Source organism: Bradyrhizobium viridifuturi, from assembly GCF_001238275.1.
GTDB classification, from domain to species: domain Bacteria; phylum Pseudomonadota; class Alphaproteobacteria; order Rhizobiales; family Xanthobacteraceae; genus Bradyrhizobium; species Bradyrhizobium viridifuturi.
Window position 1 is genome coordinate 49,704 of the sequence record NZ_LGTB01000036.1, and the last position, 18,933, is coordinate 68,636.

General features: G+C 60.9%; 16 protein-coding genes. All 16 read right to left on the reverse strand.

Annotation, left to right across the window (positions count from 1 at the left end; all coding sequences use genetic code 11):
- Positions 1-4: 4 nt before the first annotated feature.
- Positions 5-1,138, reverse strand: a complete 1,134-nt coding sequence (locus tag ALC15_RS28885) for a DegT/DnrJ/EryC1/StrS family aminotransferase (RefSeq protein WP_050630221.1) — start codon at positions 1,136-1,138, stop codon at positions 5-7.
- Between the two features lie 101 nt (positions 1,139-1,239).
- Positions 1,240-2,394 (reverse strand): class I SAM-dependent methyltransferase, encoded by a 1,155-nt coding sequence (locus ALC15_RS46600; RefSeq protein ID WP_094194172.1) that lies wholly within the window; start codon positions 2,392-2,394, stop codon positions 1,240-1,242.
- A 36-nt stretch (positions 2,395-2,430) separates the two neighbouring features.
- A complete protein-coding gene (locus tag ALC15_RS28895) occupies positions 2,431-3,486 on the reverse strand; it encodes an ATP-grasp domain-containing protein (RefSeq protein WP_050630223.1) in 1,056 nt (351 codons plus the stop codon).
- Entirely contained in the window at positions 3,476-4,174 is a 699-nt protein-coding gene (locus ALC15_RS28900) for a metallophosphoesterase family protein (protein WP_094194173.1), read from the reverse strand. Before ALC15_RS28900 ends, ALC15_RS28895 begins: the two co-directional genes overlap by 11 nt.
- A gap of 27 nt (positions 4,175-4,201) precedes the next feature.
- Positions 4,202-6,715, reverse strand: a complete 2,514-nt coding sequence (locus tag ALC15_RS28905) for a lipid II:glycine glycyltransferase FemX (protein ID WP_050630225.1) — start codon at positions 6,713-6,715, stop codon at positions 4,202-4,204.
- Positions 6,712-7,539 carry a class I SAM-dependent methyltransferase gene (locus ALC15_RS28910; protein WP_050630226.1) on the reverse strand — a complete coding sequence of 276 codons (828 nt, stop codon included), beginning with the start codon at positions 7,537-7,539 and terminating at the stop codon, positions 6,712-6,714. The genes ALC15_RS28905 and ALC15_RS28910 overlap by 4 nt, the downstream gene beginning before the upstream one ends.
- A complete protein-coding gene (locus tag ALC15_RS28915) occupies positions 7,539-8,858 on the reverse strand; it encodes an ABC transporter ATP-binding protein (protein WP_094194174.1) in 1,320 nt (439 codons plus the stop codon). The genes ALC15_RS28910 and ALC15_RS28915 overlap by 1 nt, the downstream gene beginning before the upstream one ends.
- Complete coding sequence (locus ALC15_RS28920) at positions 8,842-9,675, reverse strand: ABC transporter permease (RefSeq protein ID WP_157860952.1); 834 nt, start codon at positions 9,673-9,675, stop codon at positions 8,842-8,844. The genes ALC15_RS28915 and ALC15_RS28920 overlap by 17 nt, the downstream gene beginning before the upstream one ends.
- Positions 9,676-9,732: 57 nt before the next feature.
- On the reverse strand, positions 9,733-11,604 hold the full coding sequence (gene asnB / locus ALC15_RS28925) for an asparagine synthase (glutamine-hydrolyzing) (RefSeq protein WP_050630229.1): 1,872 nt from the start codon (positions 11,602-11,604) through the stop codon (positions 9,733-9,735).
- Positions 11,605-11,657: 53 nt separating this feature from the next.
- Positions 11,658-12,653 carry an NAD-dependent epimerase/dehydratase family protein gene (locus tag ALC15_RS28930; RefSeq protein ID WP_050630230.1) on the reverse strand — a complete coding sequence of 332 codons (996 nt, stop codon included), beginning with the start codon at positions 12,651-12,653 and terminating at the stop codon, positions 11,658-11,660.
- Between the two features lie 5 nt (positions 12,654-12,658).
- A complete protein-coding gene (locus tag ALC15_RS28935; RefSeq protein ID WP_050630231.1) occupies positions 12,659-13,252 on the reverse strand; it encodes an acyltransferase in 594 nt (197 codons plus the stop codon).
- A complete protein-coding gene (locus ALC15_RS28940; RefSeq protein WP_050630232.1) occupies positions 13,249-14,187 on the reverse strand; it encodes a Gfo/Idh/MocA family oxidoreductase in 939 nt (312 codons plus the stop codon). The genes ALC15_RS28935 and ALC15_RS28940 overlap by 4 nt, the downstream gene beginning before the upstream one ends.
- Positions 14,188-14,300: 113 nt before the next feature.
- Complete coding sequence (gene nusG / locus ALC15_RS28945; protein WP_050630233.1) at positions 14,301-14,816, reverse strand: transcription termination/antitermination protein NusG; 516 nt, start codon at positions 14,814-14,816, stop codon at positions 14,301-14,303.
- On the reverse strand, positions 14,816-15,454 hold the full coding sequence (locus ALC15_RS28950; RefSeq protein WP_050630234.1) for a winged helix-turn-helix transcriptional regulator: 639 nt from the start codon (positions 15,452-15,454) through the stop codon (positions 14,816-14,818). Before ALC15_RS28950 ends, nusG begins: the two co-directional genes overlap by 1 nt.
- A 136-nt stretch (positions 15,455-15,590) precedes the next feature.
- Positions 15,591-16,808, reverse strand: coding sequence for a glycosyltransferase family 4 protein (locus ALC15_RS28955; protein WP_050630235.1), 1,218 nt, complete (start codon positions 16,806-16,808; stop codon positions 15,591-15,593).
- Between the two features lie 75 nt (positions 16,809-16,883).
- Positions 16,884-18,698: an asparagine synthase (glutamine-hydrolyzing) gene (gene asnB, locus ALC15_RS28960; RefSeq protein ID WP_157860953.1), complete on the reverse strand. Its 1,815-nt coding sequence runs from the start codon at positions 18,696-18,698 to the stop codon at positions 16,884-16,886.
- Between the last annotated feature and the right edge of the window lie 235 nt (positions 18,699-18,933).

Consider the following 18,933-nt stretch of genomic DNA (forward strand, 5'->3'; position numbering starts at 1 on the left):
CGTCTCAGGCGCTGGCCCGGTTGATGCAATCGACCACGCGGCGCTGATCCTCCTCCGTCATGTTCGGGAAGATCGGCAGCGTGATCGTCGTGTCCTCCGCGAGCGCCGCGTTCGGAAACTGCTCGGGCCGCAGGCCATACTTATTCTTGTAGTAGCCGAGCCGGTGCACTGCATGCGTGCCTGGCCGAGTTTGAATTGCCGCGGCGGCCAGCGTCGCCATCACCGCGTTGCGGCGGGCGCGATCTCCGTCAACGAAACGAATAACGTAGGACTGAAACGCATGCCCGTCGACGTCTCCGCCGAGCGGTCGCACGATTGAATTGTTTCCTGCCAGCAATTCGGAATAGCGATGGCCGAGACGCCTGCGCTCCGCGAGCAGCCGGTCGAGCTTGCCCATTTGCGCCACGCCGACGGCTGCCTGAATGTCGGACAGGCGCAAGTTGAAGCCGAGATTGTCAAACGTCGCCATCGTCCAGGGACCGTGAGGCTCGATCGATGCATCCGGAGCGCCGGTGGAGCCATGGTTGCGCTGCGATCGCACGCGTTCCGCAAGATCATCGCGGTTGGTGGTTACGGCGCCGCCCTCTCCAGTCGTGACCGCCTTGCGCGGATGGAACGAGAAGCAACCGATGTCGCCGATCGCGCCAATCGGCTTGCCCTTGTAGGTCGTGCCGATCGCGCACGCGGCGTCCTCGATCACGGCGATGCCTCGAGGTTCTGCAATCGCCTTGATCTCGTCCATCGGGGCGGCGAGACCAAACAGATGGACCGCAACGATCGCCTTCGTGCGCGGCGTGATCGCGGCCTCCAGCCGTTCCGGATCGATATTGAAGGTCGACAGATCGATGTCGGCGAAGACGGGCTTCGCACCGACATATTCGGCGGAGTGCGCGCTTGTCACCCAGGTGAAGGCCGGGACGATCACCTCGTCGCCCGGCCCAAGTTTCAGGGCCAGGGTCGCCAAATGCAGCGCGGCGGTGCAGGACGTGCACGCAAGGGCATGCTTGACGCCATGTTTCTCGGCAATCAGCCGCTCGAAGCGCTCCGTGAAAGGCCCCTGCGTAACCCATTTCGAGTCGAGGCACTCCCGCAGCAACGCAATTTCAGCTTCGTCGAAACTCGGTTCTGTGATGTTCATTTGGTCGATGCTTTCAATGCCCGAGGCTCCTGAAACTTCCGTCGAGAACGAACTGCTTCGAAATCCGACCGCGAAATTCAGGGAGCGCCCTTGACCCAGCCCTAAGCCGAATAGATCTCCACGCCGTAAGGCGCGAGCTTCGCTTTCACCTGATCGAAATAGACCGGGCTGATCGCCAGCGCGACGTGCCGGATCCCCAGTTCCTTGATCTTGTCGAGGCCGCCCACCGAACGTCCGTGCAGGCCGCTTCCCCACGTGGAACGATTCTCGTCGAGATAAGCCGCGATCTTCGCAACGTCGAAGCCGAGGTAGAACGGCGCAAACAAGCCCGACGACCCCAGGCCAAAGATGGCAAAGGGCTCCCCGGCGGCATCGGCTGCCTTGCGGCACCGGTCGATCGCGTCCATCGCGCTCTTGGCCACCATCGCGTTCTGATCAACGATGCGCTGATTGAGCTCCACGACATTCGCCGCTTTCGGCTTCGGACCATCGACCTTCCTCAGCAGAATAAAGATCGGGACGCCCGCTTCCTTGGAAGCCACCACCTCGAATCCTGCGGCGTGAGCCAGCGATTCCAATGAATGCAGGGTCAGCTTCGACAGGTGATCCGCGCAAAACAGGTCGTTCGGATTCTTCGCGAAGTTGGGGACGCGAATGTAGAAGAGGCCCGACGTCTTGAGGCGTTGATGCGCCCATTTCAACATGTCGAGCGGGTTGTCGACGTGCTCGAGCACGCCCAGCGCCACGATCAGATCGAAGCTGCCCGCCTCGGCCTCGAACTCCTTGTAGTCGCAGCGACTAAGCCGGGCGGAAGGAAACTTCTTCTGCAGCACATCGAATGCCGAGCTCGGTTCGAAGGCCGCCGCGCGCCAGTCGCGGGATTCCTCGAGAAAATGTCCGAGAAAATCGCCTTTTCCCGCACCGATCTCCAGAATGGATCCATCAGCCGGCAGGCTGGTCATCTCCCTCAGAATCTGGTGCGTGCGCTCCGCCTGGGAGATCGGCGCCGGACCCGAGAAGCTCTGAATTGCCGCATCCTGACTCTTCATCATCAGGCTGTAGCTTTCCTTATAGAAGGCTTCGCTCCATCCCCTGGTCCCGCCGGCATTGAATATGAGGCCGCAATGCGAACAAAGCCGATTGTCCAACGACGCGTCACGCAGGACCATCATATCGGAGGTGATGCACGTTCCTGAAAACGAGGGATAGATGTCCTGCAGACGATCGGACTCGCACACCGGGCACTGTTTTTTCATCGTGGTCGCTCTCTGTTGATCGTGGAACGTCGCTTCTTAGCCGACGAGATGCTCTTCCAAGCCTCGCAAGATCATCATTTCCTTGTACGGGAATCGCTCCGGAATCGTTTCCCCGAAAACATCGCGCCGAATGAGAACGTCGGGCTCATTGTATCCGGCCATTGCCCTCAAGGAGGTCGTTCCCGAAAAGCGCGGGTTGATCTCAAATGGAATGACGACCCCATCCGCCACGCGGCACTGCACGTTCACGGGCGCTTTTGGCGACAGTGACTCGGCAATCTTCTCGCACGCGCTCCGCACCGAGGGCCAGTCGGCGACGTGGCCTTGCGAGATGCCCGTCGACACAACGAGCCGCGCACCGAACTCCGGCCGCCCCGTCCGGTTTGGAACCTGCGTGCGGATCGTTAGCGCGTTGTTGATGACACGCTTGATCGCAATCGAATTGATCAGGACGCCGTCCGCCCCGAAAAGCACGCCGACGGTGTACTCGTCTTCAGAACTGCCGATGTACTCCTGGATCGTAAACGACGGACAAACTCCGAGGAGATAGCGCGAGAAAGTCAGGAGTTCCTCGGTCGACTGAACGATGAACACGTTGGCCGATCCGCCACCCCCTACTGCAGGCTTCAGAATGGCCGGCAAGACTGCCCAATCATCAAGATCCGACAGCGCGCGGACTTCCCTGAACTTCGGCGTCGCGAAGCCGCACGACGCCAGGTGCGCCATGGTTTTCGTCTTGTCCTGGCAGATATCCAGAACCGACGGTGGATTGACAGGAACGTAAAAGCCATCCGCCTCAAGCGCAGCTCTGGATCGGCTCATCACGGCCATCTCGGGCTCCGACCCATGAAAGATGGCGACGCACTTCTCTGATTGGGCCAGAGACCGGAGCTCATCCAGATATGCAGGATCAGTCGCCCGCGGCAACCTCACGAACTTATCGACCAGGTGCCGGTTCGCGCAGGCATCAGACATGTCGGTGCCGACGATGTCGTATTCGAGTTCTCCCAGCCGAAGAGCCTTGAGGATTTGCTCGCCATGCCCGCCTCCGCCGATCCCGGTCAGCAGCACCTTGACGCGCCTACGCTTCACGATCGTTCCTCACTTCGTAGTTTGAGCATCGTTCCAGCAGGGATGTCACAGTGGGCGAAAGCGAATGGCGCGAAAGGATTCGGCGGCAGCAGCCCGAGATATCGAACCTGATGATCGTCGCTGAACGTTCGCGAAGATCATATATGCAGACCGCGCCACGAAGGTCGTCACCGCGTGGAAGGCCACAGCTGCCCACGTTGACAAACAGCTTTCCGCCGTGCTCGCGCACGAACGGATGATGGGTGTGGCCCATGAAAACGACATCGGCGCTCACAGCCGAGAGATCGGCCAGGCTGCTGTCCGGATAGACATATCCCGCGAGCGGATCCTTTGGACTGCCATGGACGAACAGCATCGTTCCGTGCTCGCCGTTCAAGCGCAATTGCGATGGCCACCCGCTGATGAACTCTCGCTCATCGTGACTGAGCGCCGCGAATGTTTCCCGGTGACGATAAACGAGATCCTTGGCGTCATTCGCGCTCTGTCGCAGCAGCATGTCATCGTGATTTCCGCGAACGGAACGAATGCTGCGGCCCATGAGTGCGCTGACGACGCCCTTGTCCGGGATATATCCGACGGCGTCGCCCAGAAAGTAAATCTCGTCGGCGCCCGCGTCCGTCAGGATCTGGAGCGCCAGCTCGAAAGCCTCCACGTTACCGTGGGCATCAGACAGGATACCGAGACGCATGCCGAGATGATCAGTTGTTTGCCAATCTCAGGACCACGGCAGCGCGAAGCGTCTACGCGCCGCGGACCCGCTTTGACTGGGCCTCCGTTCGAACCACTCAAAACATTCGCTCATCGTCCACGGAACAAACCCGTCCTCGACAAGCTTGCGGACAGCCTGGTGCATCCCCTGTGTCTTGCCAATATTCTCGGGATGAAGATTGACGACGATCACGCCGGGAACGCCATCGTTGCGAATTCGCTCGGCCAGTCCAAGGATACAGTCGGCCGACTGCTGGTCATCCCAACCATGCACGAATACGATCCCGTCACCGATCGCAGTCAGGACACTCCAATGTTCCGTCAGCCTGTCGTCCAGCAAGAGCTTGGCCGGCAACAGCGAACCATTGAGGATGCAGCCGTCGAGCCCCGGCAGATTGGAACTGCCCTTCACGCCGTGAGCATTCCAGGCCGTCGCGTGCCTCCAATAGCCGTCATTCAGAAAGCCGTGATTGCGTACGGTGCGCGCACCTTCTCCGGTCAATTGCTCGAACCATTTTGCCTGATCGGCAAACAGTTCGGCGTATCGATCGGGATGCTCGAGCGCATCGGGATGAAGGCCCAGTTCGACCTTCCTGCCCGATTTAAGCTGCTTGAGCGTGCTCGCGGTGTGCTTTGTGAGGGGATGAAGAAAGTAGGTGACCGGTGTCGATCCGAGCGCCTCGCGCTGCTGCGCATAGCAACTCAGCGCCGCCTGGTCGTCATCACCCGTCACGACGATAGCGCCCACCGCCCCATTCGGCAGCATCGGCAACCGGCTTACCCCGCAATACCGCGCCAATGCATCGGCCAGAGCCTCGCACCACCAGTCGGCGGGCCGCTCACGCAGACTTTCTCCGGCAAGCTGGCCCTCGAAAAGATAGTTCGGCCGCTCACCGGCAAAGCCCCACATTGCCTCCGCGGGACGCTTCGCGGCCGCCGCGGGATCCCCCTGGCGATAGCGAACAATGTCGGAAACGAAATCGGTCCCGATGAACATGATCGGGCCGCCCGCAGCATTGCTCAAGCAGAGCCAGGCTGCGCGCCCCTCATCGTCGGATACGATCGGCACTCCGTCCGGGGCGACAAAGCGCATGTAGGAATGCAGCGTCCGCAGCCGCTTCCATGGCCTCGTCCCTGCCGTCTCGGCCCGCAGCGCTTGGGCGGAGCCGATGGTTCTTGCCTCTGCCGCAACGGCAAATGCTTCGGCAAACTCGACCGCCGGCAGCACTGCCGCGACCGCGCGGCCGCTCGCGAGGACCGCGCGCGCCATGTCCACATCCGTCCCCTGAGGACGGTACAGCACGACGGGAGTGCCATCGGACGATGCCGAGGCCTGCGCAAGCCCAAACACCCGGAGCAGGTGCGCGACGAATTCGCTGCCGGTTTGTGCAGTTAGAGACGACGGCGCCGTGCGATGCCCGATGCACTCGAAACTATCCCGTATCGCGGGAAGCTCCCGGATGTACTTTTCCGGGCGCCGGAACATGCTGCCCTGGATGATCGGTCTGGCCTTGGATCCGAACTTGGTCTTGAAATACGATACCTTGGATATCGGCCAGTCCCGCGGCACTTCAGGAAACCATGGGCCCAGGCGGTAAGTCTGGAAGCCGGCGCGCTTCGCCCACAGCATCGCACTCCAATGGAGAAAGTCGTTCGGCCTGAAGTTCAGTTCGTCGGGTCGCGAAACTCCGGCCATGAAATGCACGGCGCCCTTGTCACTCAACAGGAACAGGCCTGCAAGGCGGATCTCCTGGGCTCGCGCAAACAGCAGATGCGCGCGGCCCTGCGAAAAGAAACTCTCCAGCACGGCTTGGTAGTAGTCGGCGGGTGGCAGCACCTCGCCCGTCCGTGCTGCCGATTCCCTGGCTATTTCCAGGTAGCTGTCCAGCGCCGATCGATCCGTCGCAAGCTCGAATTCGAGGCCCGCCTTGATCGCCTTTCGAACCGCCCGGCGACACCCGTCATCCAAATTCGCGAACAGTTCGTCCTCCGACCGATCAAGGTCGATCAACTGATCGGCATTGACGGTCGAAAGGCCCGGAAAGGGTGTCATTCCATGCGGACCGAAGGCGATCCCGAGGTGGAATCCAAAGTCTCTCACCCAGAAGGGAATTTCCTCGCGCGAGGCCGAGCGATTTGCCGGCGCGAGATTGTGGCTGTTCAGCTGGATCCGATCGACGTCGTACAATTCACCAAGCGCAAATATCTGCTTCATGGCCGCCGAACGGACAGCCCGCATCGTGCTTCGATCGATCCCTTCAGGAATAGCGAGGCCCGTATGGCGATGAATGCCCGAATGCAGCAACCGCTCACCGAATACGCCGCTCTCGTTCAAGTACAGCGGCTGGATTCCGACAACGTCACCGTTTTCAACGAGCCCGAACGACAGGTTGGTAGCCGCGAAGAAGCGCTCTTCGATCCCAACCCATGCCGCATCGTGGGTCAGCCACGCCTCAGGCGAGGACGCCGCCAACGGGTTCCAGCGATCGGGCCCAAGCTCGTGGAATCCGACGATCTTCATTTCGCAATGAATATGGCGTTGAAGCGCGTGCCGACATACGGATTGTTGGCGTGAATGTCGGTAATTTGAGTTTCGACCCGAAGGCGCCTGCCGAGCTGAATGAAGTCGTCCCTGGAGAACCAGTGCGACACGATCTCCGGCTTGATCTCGCGCACGGCGTTCTTGGCGCTCAATCCCAGATAGCGCGAGAATTTCGACAGAGGACCCGCTTTCCCGGCCTTGACCATGGTTTCGATGGGCGGACGGTTTGTCTGGGCCCCGAACCCGGCCGCCAGGCGCGTTGCGATCTGCTGGGTTCGCTCAATTTCATTTCGATCCGGGACAGAGCCAATCAGCACGCGGCCGCCGCTTCGCACGGTGCGCAGCATGTCCCGAATGATCTTCTCACCTGTCTCGAACTTCGGAAAATTGGAGAACACATCGTAGCAAAAAGCGGCATCGAACTCGCCGTTGCCGAATTCCAGCTTCTGCCCGTCTCCCTTGCGGAACTCGGCGTTACCGAGCTTCAGCCGCTGCGCGACCCGCAAAGGAGCCTCCGCAAGATCGACCCCGGTGTATTTCCGCACGTTCGGCGCAACGAGAGACGCCAACAGGCCCGCTGCGCATCCGACTTCCAGCACCGCAGAGTTCTGATCAAGTCGCATCAGATCGAGGAGGTGCGACTTGAGATCGTCGAGCAGGCTCGGGTCGGTCCAGAGAAACGGATTTCTGCCGGCGACGTAACAGAGGTCGTCCAGCGTTGGCTCCTCCGATATCTGCCGCGCACGAAGCTCGAAGAACGCCTCAAGCCTCTCCTGCCAATCACCGTCCGTCATCGTTGCCATCAGCTTCGCTCGATTGTGCAGGTGAATTTCGGATCATAGAGATAGTTGTAATGCCATAGAGAGTTGCGCGACACCGAGAACTGCGCCGCCTTCTCCACGTAGTGCAGAATGGATTCCGCCCCCTTGGGCAGCATGTGCCGGCACATCGCGGCGGAAACGTAGTATAGCCCTTCGCCAAGAGCGAGTTCGGGCACCTCGTAGATGACGCTTCCGCGCTCCGGCAGACCATCGTCCCCATCAAGAAACAGGCCACCGTCGGACCCGTCAATTCCGGTGACCGCCTGAAGGCGCGCAGTGTCGATCCGCAGACTTGCGAAGATCTGCTTGTGCTCCGAGGAGCCCGACCACGACACCCGAATGCGAAGTGGCTGCCCATTCTTGACGACGCCGGCCGGCTTGCCTTCGGCGTCGATCACCTCGACGGAAGTGATCCGCAAGGTGCTGCCGCCGAGCTCGTATTTTCCGGTTTCAGCCGTGCTTTCGATTGACTGGCTCAGTTTCTTGGTTTCCCTGAGATTGCGCGCTTCCTCGATATCCCAGACACTCTGCTCATATGCCTTGCTGACGCGCTGGGCGTTTCCGTGCATCAGCACCCGACCCTTGTCGATCCAGATCGCCTCGTCACACAGTTCGCTGATCAACCCGCTCGAGTGCGAGACGAACAGCACGGTGGCGCCGCTTTCGCAGATCTGACGAACCCGCTTCATGCACTTGTTGACAAAGGCGGTATCACCCGCCGCGAGCGCCTCGTCGACGATGAATACCTCGGGATCGACGCTGATCGCCGTCGCAAAGGTGAGCCGGGCCTGCATGCCGCTCGAGTAGGTCCGGAACGGCTGATCGATCACATCTTCGAGTTCGCTGAAATCGATGATCCAGGGAACCTTCGCCTCGATTTCCGCTCGTGTCATACCCAGGCACATGCCGCCGAGCACGATGTTGTCGCGCCCCGACACGTCCGGATGAAAGCCGGTCCCCAATTCCAGGATCGCGGACAACCGTCCCGCCACTTCGACCCGTCCGGTCGAGGCATCCAGCAGACCGGCAATGATCTTCAGGAGAGTGCTCTTTCCCGCGCCGTTCGGCCCGATGATGCCGACCACGCGTCCGCGCAACACCTCGAAGGAGACGTTCTGGATCGCCCAATGCTCATGGTGCCGAGGCTTCCCGGTAATGATCTCCTTCAGGAAATCCAACGGCTGCTGATAGAGCCGATAGGCTTTGCCCAGATCGGTGACCCGAATGGCGCACTGCGGCTCCAATGACCCGGCAAGCGGAATCAGCACGCCGGCTTCCGGATTGTCAGAGAGCATTGCCATAGTAGGGTTTCAGCTTTTCAAAGATGCGGTATCCGAGCCCCAGGCTGAGCAGCGCGAACACGATGGTCACCACCCAGGCGCAGGGATGTCTGAACGAACCGAAGAAGAGAACGTCCTGGTAGACCCAGACGACGTAACTGAAGGGGTTCGAATAGATCAATGGACGGAGTGCCCGCGGCATCCAATCGGGGAGGTACACCGTCGGCATCAGATACATCGCAATCGAGGTGAAGACCGTGACGATCTCGCGCATATCCCGGAAGAACGGCGTGATCGCGGACAGCGCGAAGCTCAATCCGATCGCCAGAATTGCATGGATGGCGAACACGACCGGCAGCAACAGCACCATCCAGCTGAGGCCGCCCACATAGGCCTTGTAGAGAATGACGAGCCCGAGAGCCGGCAGATGCGGGATCGTCGCAGCAATGGTCGCCGCGATCGGGAGCAGCTCGATCGGAAACACGACCTGCTTGACGAGATTTGCGCTCCCGATCAACGCCCCCGGCCCGCGCACCAGCGCCGCCTGGAGTATCAGCCACGGAACCAGGCTTGCGAGGATGTAGGCAGAGTAGTCGCCGGGAAAATCCGCGGTGATCGACAGCTTGCTGCCCAGCACGAAGCCAAAGATGAGCAGGTATGTTCCCACGACGACGAGCGGGTGTATGAAGACCCACAAGGCGCCAAATCCGTGCCGGGCATGCGCTGCGCTCAGGTCACGATCGACCATCTCACGCAACAGCTCGCGATAGCGTCGGATCTGATTGATCGTGATCCATAGGGCCTGAGAGTTGCGGTATGGCGACAGGCCAACCCGCACCCATCTTGCCGCCGGAAAAAGACCATTCATCTTCAGCGCGCTCCCATTCGTGCGTGCCTAAAAGCTGCTTTCCATGATCTGCTCGAGATTGAGCAAGGACCAGATCAGCAGCCGCCGGTTTTGCCGGCCTTCCAGATGTTCATCGACCAGTGAACGAACGGTCTTCCGATCCACCAGGTCGTAGATCCGAGCCGTATTGCTGAAGAGCCTGCGTTTGACGTACTCGATGCTCTCGCCCTTGAACCAGCTGGCATCCGGCGCAGAAAAGCCCTGCTTCTCGCGCTCCGCCACTTCGTCGGGAATGTGCCGGCTCATCATCTTCCGCAGAATCAGCTTGCCATCCTTGGTGCGCTCGTAATAGCGCTGCGCCTTTCCACCGGGCTCGTTTTCGTTGAGGCTGATGACCTCGGTCAGATTGCCAAGCTTCATTTTCGCGGGGAGCTTCATCGCGAAATCGACCAGATCATTATCGAGGAACGGCACCCTGCTCTCTAGCCCGTGCGCCATCGCCAGCTTGTCCTCGACGACAAGGAGACCGTTCAGGAACGTCTTGGCCTCGAAGTAGAGCGAATGGTTGACGTAGTCCTCGGGCCGCCGCAGCTCCGAAGCGTGCTCCTTGAACACCCCCCTGAAGATATCGATCGGCGAGGTCTGCCTGGCCTCATCCCATACCGGTCCGAGCAGGCTCGGCATCGTTCCACTCGGAACCATGCGTTGCCAGAAACCGAAATATTTTTCGATGTAGTGATCGAAATCATCGTTCACGACAGCGCGGTAGTAGCGCCAGGGGTACCCGGCGAAGAGTTCGTCTCCCCCGGTCCCGGTCAGCACCACCTTGCCGAATTTGGACGCGAGCTTCGCGGCGTAGAAGTTGGGGTAGGACTGCCCGACGCGCGGCTCTTCCAGATGCCATGCGAGCTTGGGCAGCGCGCGCTCCATGTCGCCGGCCTTCAAGACCATTTCGTAGTGTTCGGTCTTGAACAGATAGGACATGTACTCGGCCTTGGTCCGCTCGTCATATCCGAGCTCGACGCCCGAGGCCGAGTTGAGATCGAAGCCGACCGTGAAAGTCCTCATGAACGGCAGTTGGCTGGATGCGAGCGCGGTAATGGAGCCGGAATCCATGCCGCCGGAGAGATAACAGCCGACCTCGACGTCGCTCACGAGTTGCCGGTTGACCGCCTGTCTGAACAGGCGATCGAGTTCGTCGAGCGCCTCGTTCTCATCGACGGCGTACTCGGGTTCCTCGAAATGAAAATCCCAGTACTGCACCGGCTCGGTAGCCTTGCCTCCCTGCGAAATCTGCAGATAGCAGCCGGCCGGCAACAGCTTCACACCGGCGAACAGCGTCCGCTCGGCGAAGAAGTTCTGAAAGCTGAGATACTCCGAGAGGCCCCTGATGTCGACGCGCGGCTTGTATTCGGGAAATGCCCGAAAAGCCTTGTGCTCGGACGCGAAGACGAATGTCTGACCGAGCTCCGCATAGTACAGTGGCTTCACGCCAAAGCGATCCCGGGCCAATGTGAGCTTGCGCTCCTGATTGTCCCAGATCGCAAAGGCGAACATGCCGTTGAACTTGAGCAGCGCACCGATGCCCCACTCCGCGAAGGCGTGCAGCAGCACCTCGCTGTCACCGGACGAATTGAAGACGTGCCCCCTGGCCGAAAGCTCGATCTTCAATTCCTTGAAATTGTAGATCTCGCCATTGTAGGTCAGGACAAAGCGCCCGTCGCGCGTCTCCATCGGCTGCCGCGCGGCGTCGGTCAGATCAATGATCGACAGCCGGCGATGACCCAGTCCAACGGGACCGTTGCAGTAATGGCCTTCGCCGTCGGGGCCGCGATGGGCAATGATATCGGTCATTGCCGTCAACGCGGTGATCGAAGCGGGACGCCCGTCGCGGTGCAGAATTCCGGCTATGCCGCACATGTGAACCTGGCCGATTTATTCAATGATCTTGCGCGCGCTCAGATTTGAGCCTTTCAGATTTGAGCCTTGGCGCGCCGCTGATCGACCTGATCGATATGGCTCTTGCGCCACTCGATCAGCCGCCGCAGCCCGTCATTGAGGTCGATCGCGGCGGTGAAGCCGATTTCTTCCTGTGCCCGCTTCGGCGATCCGATGCGATTGCGCACAAGCGTGGCCTGGCTCCGCGGCGCATAGTTGATCGGCTGGTTTGAGCCGGTGAGATTCAGGAGCTTCTCGGCGATCTGCTTCAGCGAGGTCCGCTGCCCGGTGCCGACATTGTAGAAGCGGTCCGTCGCGGTCGCGCCCATGGCGCAGAGATTGGCTCGCGCGCAATCTTCCACCGCGACGAAATCGAAGGCTTCCGATCCGTCGCCGAGAATCGTCGGTCCCTCTCCCTTGTCGATGGCGTCTAGCATCTTCATGATGACCGCGATATAGGCGCCGCGATAGTCCTGACGCGGCCCGTACACGTTCATGTAGCGAAGCCCGACATAGTCGAGGCCGTAGCGGAAGTGATAGGCGCGCGCCATCGCCTCGCCGCAGATCTTGGTGGCCCCGTAGAAGTTCTTGTTGTTGAACGGATGATCCTCCGTCATCGGCTCCTCGACGGCATCGCCGTACACCGATGCCGAGGACGACCAGACCAGCCGCTTGACGCCGTTGCGCACGCAGCCGTCCAGGACGTTGAACATGCCGTTGACGTTGACGTCAAAAGCCGTGCGCGGATATTCGTGACACTGCAGCAGCCACAGCGCAGCGAACTGGAACACGCCGTCAGCCCCCTTCAGGGCAGCATCGAGGATGTCGACCTGCGTGATATCGCCGCCGGCCTCGAAGATCTTGACACGAGGGTCGCGTAGGGCGCCGGCAAGGTTTTCATGCGTGCCGCGCACGAAGTTGTCGTAAATCACGATCTCGCCGACATCGGTCTGCGTCAGCTGATCGACCGCATGAGACCCGATCAGCCCGGCGCCGCCGATCACGACAACTTTCTTTCCGCGAATGTCCATTTTCTTCAATCCTCGATTTCCACCAGCGCTTCATTGTGAAGCTCATAACGACGATGAGTACGCGGGCACACCAGGTCGCTGCCCAGCCGCTCGCCTGCCCTGCTCATCCAACCAATTCGTCGCGCCGGATTGCCCGCCATCAACGAAAATGCAGCAACATCCTTGGTCACGACCGTACCGGCTCCGATGAAGCAGTACTCGCCCAGCGAATGCCCGCAGACGATGGTCGCATTGGCGCCGATGCTGGCGCCGCGTCCGATCGGCGTCCTGCGAAACTCGTCCTTCCGCGACACCCCGGCGCGCGGATTGTTGACGTTGGTAAAAACGCAACTCGGACCGCAGAACACGTCATCGGCGAGTTCGACGCCGTCATAGATCGAGACGTTGTTCTGGATCTTGCAGCCGTTTCCGATCCTGACGTTCGGACCGATCATCACGTTCTGGCCGATCGAGCAGTTCTCACCGATCACCGTGCGCGGCAGAATGTGGCAGAAGTGCCAGATCTTGGTGCCGCGTCCAACCACTGCCCCGTCGTCGACGTAGCTCGATTGATGGATCAGGACACCAGGGAAGCGCGGATCCTCGCGCATCTCGCTCATCTGTGCATCGCCTTCTGGGCAAAGGCATGAACGCCGTTGCTTCTGACGATCGGCGCATTGCGGAACGTGGAGACGATATCGATCGACGGGCGAACCTCGTCCAGCCTGAAGCCGCGGCCGGCGACGATCTCTTCATAGCTCCGCGTATGGAGGTCGGTGAACCCTTCGGAAAACTCGACCTCCTCGCCGTCGACCGTGATCGAGCGGTAGGTCGTCTTCTTGCCCTTCACGCTGTCGGGCAGATCGTTGCGGTCCAGCGACAGGAACCAGCTCACATCCGCCCGCTCGCATTCCAGCGAGCCGGCCGCCCGCTCCGCCTCGCGCAGGTGCGCCTCGTTGCGGCTGGCGGGGCCGAACACGAAGCTCAGCATGTCGAAGAAGTGCACCCCGATATTGGTCGCCACGCCACCGGACTTCGCGTCCGCGCCCTTCCAGGAGGTGTGATACCAGCGCCCGCGCGACGTGATGTAGGTCAGTTCGACCTTGTGGCGTTTCTTGGAATTCGCGAAGCGATCACGCAGCGCGATGATCGCCGGATGCAGACGCAATTGCAGAATGGTCGAGATGCGGCGGCCGGTATCCTGCTCGATGGCCGCCAGTTCGTCGATATCGCCGGGATTGAGGACCAGCGGCTTTTCGCAGATGGCATCGACGCCCGAACGCAGCGCAAACCGACAATGCGCGTCATGCAGATAATTCGGCGAGCAGATCGACATATAGTCGATCTTCGTGCCGCCTCTGCGCAGCTGGTCGACGTAACGATCGAACAGCTCGAACTGCGTGAAGAATTCGGCATCGGGAAAGTGGCTGTCCATGATGCCCACGGAATCGTTCGGATCATACGATACCGCCAGTTTGCCGCCGGTCTCGGCCATCGCACGCATATGCCGCGGAGCGATGTAGCCGGCAGCGCCGATCAATGCGTAAGTCGTCATGGGCCCCTCTTTCGAACCTTCCGCTTGCTTCAGGCAAGCTACCGCACTCGGGGTGAATCGAACATCACACCCGAGCCTAACATCTCGATCACGCCTGCCGGCAGCAGACGTACTTATGCCGCGGCGATCAGATCCGCCCCGACCAGAACGCGAACCTGGCGGCCAAGCAAATTCAACAGAACAGCAACACGTTGGTGATCGCTGACGTCTTCGACGAGCGCAAGGCTGTCAACGAACGCGCCCTCGATAATTCGCACCTTGTCACCCGGCGAGAAAGCCGGCCTGCGCGCAAGCGTGATGAAGCCAGCCTTGTCCTCACGCGCCTTCAAGGCATCGATGACGCCGGTTTCCACCGCGGCCGGCCGATCTCCCACGCACACAAGATGCGATACGCCGAGCGTCGATTGAATCGCGCGCCAGCGCTGGGACGCAACATCGATCGCGACAAAGACATAGCGCGGAAACAACGCACGCGGCACAGTCTCCACCTTTCTGGCATGACTGCGGCGCTTCAGGTAACGGGGAAAATACGTGGAAAACCCTTGCCGCCCGAGGTTGGCGACCGCCTTTGCCTCGGCGTTGACTTGGGTCTGGACGACGTACCAGCGGGACGCGTGCTCCATGGCCATCACGCTCCCTGCGGCTGCTTTGGACGCAAGCCGAGCAGGTCCGGCGCGAGCACCTTCTCCGCGCCGAAATTGCTGACCGCCTGGTCGAACACGCTTCGTGCCGCCGTGAGATGGGTCACGACGACAGCATCAAACGGTTCCTCGACCAATGCGTAGGAGGAAACCACCTTGACGCCAATGAACCGGGTGGCGGTCGCGTCGGGGTCGACGATCGCAAGGACCGAGATCGGCCCGTCGACCGCGCACAGGATCGCGATTTCGCAAAGGTCAGATTGTCCGGCCAGCACGACCCGCCTGAAGCCGCGCGCCTGCGCACGTTCAAACAGCCTGCCATACTCCTCCTTCGCCTTGCGGAAGAGCGAAAAGGAGTCGGACAGGAACTGAACGGTCAGCCGCGATTTCTCGGAGAAGCCTTGCGGCGTTAGATAGTAGGCATATCGCCGCGCGGGCGCCTGCCCGACCTTGACGAAACCCTTCTTGATCGCCCGCTTCAGGTAGGCGTTGACGAGGCCGAGCGCGACGCCCAATTCGGCTGCGATCCGCCGCTGCGATTGCGCACCATCCGCCTCGAGCGAGGTGAGCAGGCCGAGCACCAGCCGGTCGCTGTCATTCTCATCCGTCGGTAGAATGCCTGCCATCACGCTATCCCCACTGGAGCAGGCTGATAGCGCGTTCACCCGATGAACGTCAAGCGAATTCGTTCACGCGATGAACATGACAACCGATTGATTACACATGGATTTTATCCAAACAATGTGTCACGACGGCCACACTTCAAGCCCGATCCGGGGACTCGGCCAGATATTGCGCCGCCAGCGTTGAATAGCTGTACCGGCGCGCGACGGCGACGCGATCGCCAAGCGGACGCGGAGGACCATCCAGCGCGGCACGCAGGGACGCGGCGAGCGCATCGGCGTCGTCAGGCGCACATCGCGCGGTCACCAGATCCTCGAGTCCGGCAAGCGCCCGCTCCTCGCAGGCAATGACGCTGCGCGGCGCGAACAGGCAGTAGTCGAACAGCTTGTTCGGACTGATGCCGTGGTGATAGAGCGCGTTCTTGTGAAAGGCGACGACGGCGCAATCGGAAGCGAGCAGCATGCCGTGCACGACCGACCGATCGACTTCGTCGTGAAACTCCACATTGGCAAGCGCGGCCGCCCGCTGCTTCAGCGCGTCCCGCGAGGTGCCGGAGCCGATCATCACGAAATGGATCCCGGCATTCGCTTTGCCGAGGATCGAAGCCGCATCGAGAATGGCCTCCACCGCATTCGGCGGGCCCATGCCTCCGGCGTACAGGACGACGCGCCTGCCCTGCTGCTTCAGCGCCTTGATGCGGTCGACCAGGGGATGATCGAGACCCTCGATCGTCAGCGCGCTCTGTATTTCGCCGTCGGATACTCCGTTCGGGATCCACAGGAACTTGCGGGCCGCCAAGCCCCGCGCGCGCATATGGGCTTCAGCTCCGGCCAGCAGGCAGATCACGCGATCGGCCTCGCGATAGGCGGCGCGCTCTTTCCAGCCGAGCACCTTCATCAGCGGATGCCATGCCGGAGTCATCCCGAGCGCAATGATGCTCTCCGGCCAGAGGTCGCGGATCTCCACCCAGAACCTCGCATCGAAGCGCCGCGCGACCTGATGCGCAGCCGAAATGAAGAACAAATGCGGGCTCGACGCAATGATCAGATCCGGCTTGCCGAACTGCGCGGCAATCGCCGAAGCTGCCGAGCGGACGGCCGGCCCAAAGCTCAGATTGTTGCGAAGCCGGCCCAGACTGCCACTGCGATAGCGCGGCGCGTCGAGGAACCAGAAGTCGACGTCATTGATCCGCTGGGGACCGGGCGCGCGCGGCTGCCTGTGCAGATGGTGGAAGGCCGCGCTGACGACCACCACCCGATGCCCCATCTTTGTCCAGGCGTCAGCGAGCCAGAACGGACGATAGTGACGGCCGAGACCCGGCCCCCCGGCGAACGGATGCAATAGCCAGATGTTCATGAGCCGGCCCGGAAAAAATCCGCTGACAGATCGGCAGCTGCGACGGCGACGATGACATCCAGGAATCATCAGGCGTCATGGCGCTTCGACCCGAAAGCGCTCCCCCCAGAGCGCCACGCAATAAAGCCTCCAGCGCATTCCAAGGTCGAGCCGGTGAAATTTCCGCTTGAGCTTCGGCATGTCGACATAGCGGGCCAGCAGCTCGCTCGCGATCACCTTGTCGTACATCGTGGCCGAGTGCCGCGTGAGCCATATCCGGTCCGGGGCAGCAAAACCGATCTTGTCCCTGCGCCAACTGATACTGGCGGGCAAGAGGTCATTCATCGCGGCACGGAGCGGCCATTTTGCCCACCCCTTGTTCAGCTTGATGCGTGTCGGAAGAGCCAGGGCAAACTCGACGAAGCGATAGTCAAGGAATGGAAGCCGCGTTTCGATGCCGAACCTCATCGAATTCTTGTCTTCGAAACGCAACAGCATCGGTAGATTGGTTTCGTTGATCTCCAGCACTTGCATGCCCTGCGCATCCCGCGCCTTCGAAGCAAAGCGGCGAAGCGGTTCGGGCAGGTCGGGCTTCTTCAGAAAGGCGTAGCGCAAGCGGTAATAGGCTGCACGCAGTCCTGCCGAACTTGCGCCGAACAGATAGAACAGCAGCCGTCCGCGCGAAATACCTGCCCGCGTTGCAGCGCTGAAGGCCGACAGAAATCCACCGACGCCGCCGCGGCGAAGATGGTCGAGCAGCCAGGCAGCATAATAGCGATGGTATCCCAACAACGTTTCGTCACCGCCCTGGCCGTCGAGCAGCACGATGACGCCATTCGATCGCGCGGCCTTCATCACTTCGTACTGCATCATGATCGAGGGGCCGGCGAACGGCTCCTCCTGAACCTCGAGCAAGGTCTCCGCCGTAGACGCGAAATCCTGATAGGTCGGCTTGGTGCGCAGCCAGTTCAAGTCCGCCTTCTCCGCAACCTCCGCCGCGTAGGCCTCCTCGTTGTTGGAGGCCTGCTCACTGACGGCCGTGATCGCAAAGAAGCGCTCGCCGGAACCTGGCGCATAACGCCGCGCGGCCAGCGTTGCCACGCTCGAACTATCCAACCCTCCCGAGAGGCAGGTTCCGACACGGACATCCGAACGCAGCCGCAGACGCGTCGCGTCGTCAAGCAACTCGCGCAGCGACCCGGCTGCGCTCGCCTCATCGGTCACCGCCGAACCCGGAGCAAGCGAATAGTAGCGCTCGATTTCAACCCGGCCTGTCGATACCTCGACACGCATCCAATGCCCGGATGGCAGCTTCTCGACGCCCTTGAAGAAGGTTCGATTGGTATGGTCGGTCATGCCGCAAACGAGGAAATCGTTGATCAGATCATCATCCGCGACCGGGCGCCCGATCAACGGAAGAAGCTGGCGGATCTCGGAGCCGAATGCGAACTGGGTTGCCGTATTCACATAGTAGAACGGCTTCACGCCGAACCGGTCGCGGGCGCAGAACAACGTATTGTCGCGCTCATCGTGAATCGCGAACGACCACATGCCGTTGAAGCGCGCGAGGCACGCCGTACCCCAGCAAATATAGGCGGTCAGCAGCACCTCGGTATCCGAGGCCGAATGGAAAACGTATCCGAGCGCTTCGAGCTCGGCGCGGAGCTCGACATAGTTGTAGATCTCGCCGTTGTAGGTGATCCAGATCGGAAGCCGCCTGTCGCGCATCGGCTGCGCGCCGTCATCGGTCAGATCGATAACGGCCAGTCGCCGATGGCCGAGCCCGACCTTTCCGCTCACCCTCACGCCGCGCCCATCCGGTCCACGGTGGGCAACGAGATCGGTCATCTGATCCACTCGGCGGGCATCGACGGGCCCGGTCTTATCTACAAGGCCAAATATGCCGCACACGAAATGCCTATCCAGATTGATTCGATGGCGGAGCTCGGTATAACCGCCGCGTCAGAATATGTGCGCATTTGGAACAAACCGCCGCTGTCTTAGCCTGTTCATGTATTGAACGTCAACGTTCCCGGATCGATCGAAGCTGTTTCCATGCGCCGCTGAAACCTGAGATAGCGCTGGCCGGCTACCAATTCTGTCTAGCTCCTCCGAGGGGTACGCGGCCGGTCGAGCGGCACGTCGA

Coding starts and splice junctions, on each gene's coding strand:
- ALC15_RS28885 (WP_050630221.1), bottom strand. CDS start 1,138: ATGAACATCACAGAACCGAGTTTCGACGAAGCTGAAATTGCGTTGCTG.
- ALC15_RS46600 (WP_094194172.1), bottom strand. CDS start 2,394: ATGAAAAAACAGTGCCCGGTGTGCGAGTCCGATCGTCTGCAGGACATC.
- ALC15_RS28900 (WP_094194173.1), bottom strand. CDS start 4,174: ATGCGTCTCGGTATCCTGTCTGATGCCCACGGTAACGTGGAGGCTTTC.
- ALC15_RS28905 (WP_050630225.1), bottom strand. CDS start 6,715: ATGAAGATCGTCGGATTCCACGAGCTTGGGCCCGATCGCTGGAACCCG.
- ALC15_RS28910 (WP_050630226.1), bottom strand. CDS start 7,539: ATGGCAACGATGACGGACGGTGATTGGCAGGAGAGGCTTGAGGCGTTC.
- ALC15_RS28915 (WP_094194174.1), bottom strand. CDS start 8,858: ATGGCAATGCTCTCTGACAATCCGGAAGCCGGCGTGCTGATTCCGCTT.
- asnB (WP_050630229.1), bottom strand. CDS start 11,604: ATGTGCGGCATAGCCGGAATTCTGCACCGCGACGGGCGTCCCGCTTCG.
- ALC15_RS28930 (WP_050630230.1), bottom strand. CDS start 12,653: ATGGACATTCGCGGAAAGAAAGTTGTCGTGATCGGCGGCGCCGGGCTG.
- ALC15_RS28935 (WP_050630231.1), bottom strand. CDS start 13,252: ATGAGCGAGATGCGCGAGGATCCGCGCTTCCCTGGTGTCCTGATCCAT.
- ALC15_RS28940 (WP_050630232.1), bottom strand. CDS start 14,187: ATGACGACTTACGCATTGATCGGCGCTGCCGGCTACATCGCTCCGCGG.
- nusG (WP_050630233.1), bottom strand. CDS start 14,816: ATGGCCATGGAGCACGCGTCCCGCTGGTACGTCGTCCAGACCCAAGTC.
- ALC15_RS28950 (WP_050630234.1), bottom strand. CDS start 15,454: ATGGCAGGCATTCTACCGACGGATGAGAATGACAGCGACCGGCTGGTG.
- ALC15_RS28955 (WP_050630235.1), bottom strand. CDS start 16,808: ATGAACATCTGGCTATTGCATCCGTTCGCCGGGGGGCCGGGTCTCGGC.